Annotated in this window: 3 protein-coding genes; 1 reads left to right on the forward strand and 2 read right to left on the reverse strand. The window is 72.5% G+C overall.

From position 1 onward, the window contains the following. Positions 1–147: 147 nt before the first annotated feature. The gene (locus AB0O00_RS36140) at positions 148–525 is read right to left on the reverse strand and encodes a hypothetical protein (protein WP_363658942.1); all 378 of its coding nucleotides are present in this window, start codon (positions 523–525) and stop codon (positions 148–150) included. A gap of 121 nt (positions 526–646) precedes the next feature. On the opposite strand from AB0O00_RS36140, the gene AB0O00_RS36145 reads away from it, so the two are divergent. Next, positions 647–1,405, forward strand: a complete 759-nt coding sequence (locus AB0O00_RS36145; protein ID WP_363658943.1) for a hypothetical protein — start codon at positions 647–649, stop codon at positions 1,403–1,405. A gap of 321 nt (positions 1,406–1,726) precedes the next feature. Here the strand turns inward: AB0O00_RS36145 and AB0O00_RS36150 are convergent. Continuing rightward, positions 1,727–2,336: FAD-dependent monooxygenase (locus tag AB0O00_RS36150; RefSeq protein ID WP_363658944.1), on the reverse strand; the 610-nt coding region annotated here is incomplete at its 5' end.

Here is a 2,336-nt window from a genome sequence, read left to right on the forward strand (position 1 = left end):
CCGGCCTGGACGACGGTCCCGTGGACGGTCCCGCTCAGGTCGTTGCGGGTCGAAGTCCCGTCGCTCATGGGCTCATTATCGCGGAGCTCCTCTGGGACCCGTCCCTCCACCCGACCGTCCGCCTGTGCCGCAGCGGGACGTCCTCCGTCACGGCACCGGGGCGAGGACGTCCTGGTGCGCACCGTCGAGGACGAGACCGTTGTCCCACCGGACCCGGACCGTCACCCGCTTCCCCCGTTCCCGGTGGGCGGCCCACTGCGGCTCCAGCACGGCGATCTCGGCCGCCAGCCGCTCGCGGCTCGCCGCCGGCATGGTGTGCCCGTAGTCCTCGAACAGCGCTTTGAGCCGCAGGTACTCGCGGACCTCGTGGCTCTCGGGAACTTCCCCGTCCACCCGCACGACGGTGCCCTCGATCCCGGCCCCCAGCGAGAGGAACCCGACGACGTCCCCGGGCTCCCCGGCGACCGCCTCACCGATCGCGAGGTCCTCGGCCAACCTGACACGCAGGCCCTCCACCAGGGTCATCCGTACTCGCCTCTCCCTCGACCGGTACCACCGCCGCAGCCCGCCCACGGCCCGGCCATTATCGTCCCCGCACCCGGCACCCCCATGATCGCGAAATCGGACGCCTGGCACACTGTGCGCCATGACTGAGCACCAACCCCATGCCCCGACGCCGCTCTCCGAGGCACTGCACCGCAGGCTGGAGCGCATCGAGCGGCTCCTGGAGCCCGAGAAGCCGGAGCGCCCGGCGTGGCGCTCGGTCACGATAGGTGAGCAGCGCTGGGCGGTCTCGGTGGCCATCCTGACCGCCGTCGGCCTGCAGCTGGCCCTGCCGCCCCGGCTGACCATCCACCCGCACTGGATGCTGCCCACCCTGCAACTGGCGCTGCTGGTGGCCCTGGTGGTCCTCAACCCGCACAAGCGCATCGACCAGACGTCACGGCTGCTGCGCTCGCTGAGCCTGGCCCTGGTGGCGGCGATCAGCCTGGCCAACGCCTGGTCGGCGGTGAAGCTGGTGCGCGACCTGATCCACACCTCCGCCTCACCGGGCGCGCTGGCACTGCTCGGCACCGGCGGCGCGGTCTGGGCGACCAACATCCTCGCCTTCTCGCTCTGGTACTGGGAGTGGGACCGGGGCGGCCCGGCGGCCCGCGCCCAGGGAGTGAAGACCTACCCGGACTTCCTCTTCCCGCAGATGCAGCAGGAGGGCATCGCCGAACCGGGCTGGGAACCCTCCTACCCCGACTACCTGTACGTGGCCTTCACCAACGCCTGCGCCTTCAGCCCGACGGACACCATGCCCCTGTCGGTCTGGGCGAAGCTGCTGATGATGACCCAGTCGGCGGTCTCCCTGATCACAGTGGTCCTGGTAGTGGCAAGGGCGATCGGCATCCTCCAGTAGCAGCCCCGGCTCTACCCGGGCTCCGGCCCCGTCCGGTCCCAGTTCGCGTCGACGCGGGCCCGCTCCCCTCGATGAGCGGGCAGACCACGTCGTCGACGGACCGGTGGGAGATCTCGGCGAAACCGTGGAGCCAGTCGACGAGGTCGGGGGGCAGGCGCAGGGTGATGCGGCGTGGCGGGGGGAGCTCGGGCACGGGGCCTCCGGTGGGGCGCGGTGGTGGCAGGCGACCATCGTGCCCGGTCGGCCGACCGGCACACCAGGGCCGTGCCCGCCTCCTGGGCACGGCCCCGGCCGTCCCCTCCCGATCCGGGGTTCAGCCCGTCAACGGCCCTGCCCGGTGAGGAGTTCGGTCAGGGCGCGGGTCGTGTCGTCCCCGGAGTCGCTGCCCGGGAACGAGGTGGCGGCCTTCGCGCTGCGCGGGAACATGGCCTGCTCGTATGCGGTGAGTGCGGCCTCGACGTCGTCGGGGTGGGCGGCGAGCGCCGTGCCGAGTTCGGCGCCGTCGAGCATGGCCAGGTTGGCGCCTTCGCCGTTCGGGGCCTGGAGGTGGGCGGCGTCGCCGAGCAGGGTCACTCCCGGCACGCGGTCCCAGCGGTGCTCGTCGGGCAGGGCGTAGAGGGGGCGCAGGACGGGTGCGGTGTCCGTTTCGGTGATCAGCGCGACGAGCTCGGGCGCCCAGCCGGCGAACTCCGCGGCGATCCGCGCGGTGGCCGTGGCCGCGTCGGTGAAGTCGATGGCCGCGAACCAGTCGAGCGGCTCGGTGATCTGCACGTAGGCGTGCAGGGCGTCGCCGCTCTCCCGGTGCACGAAGATCTCCCTGCTCTCCACGTCCGACGCCGTCGACGACGACACGATCGTCGACCCGCCGCCGACCGCCCGCGCGGTGGCCGGGTGGCGGGTGCGCGCGTCGGTCAGGTGTGTCTCGACGACC

It is taken from the genome of Kitasatospora sp. NPDC093558, assembly GCF_040683475.1.
Lineage (GTDB): Bacteria > Actinomycetota > Actinomycetes > Streptomycetales > Streptomycetaceae > Kitasatospora.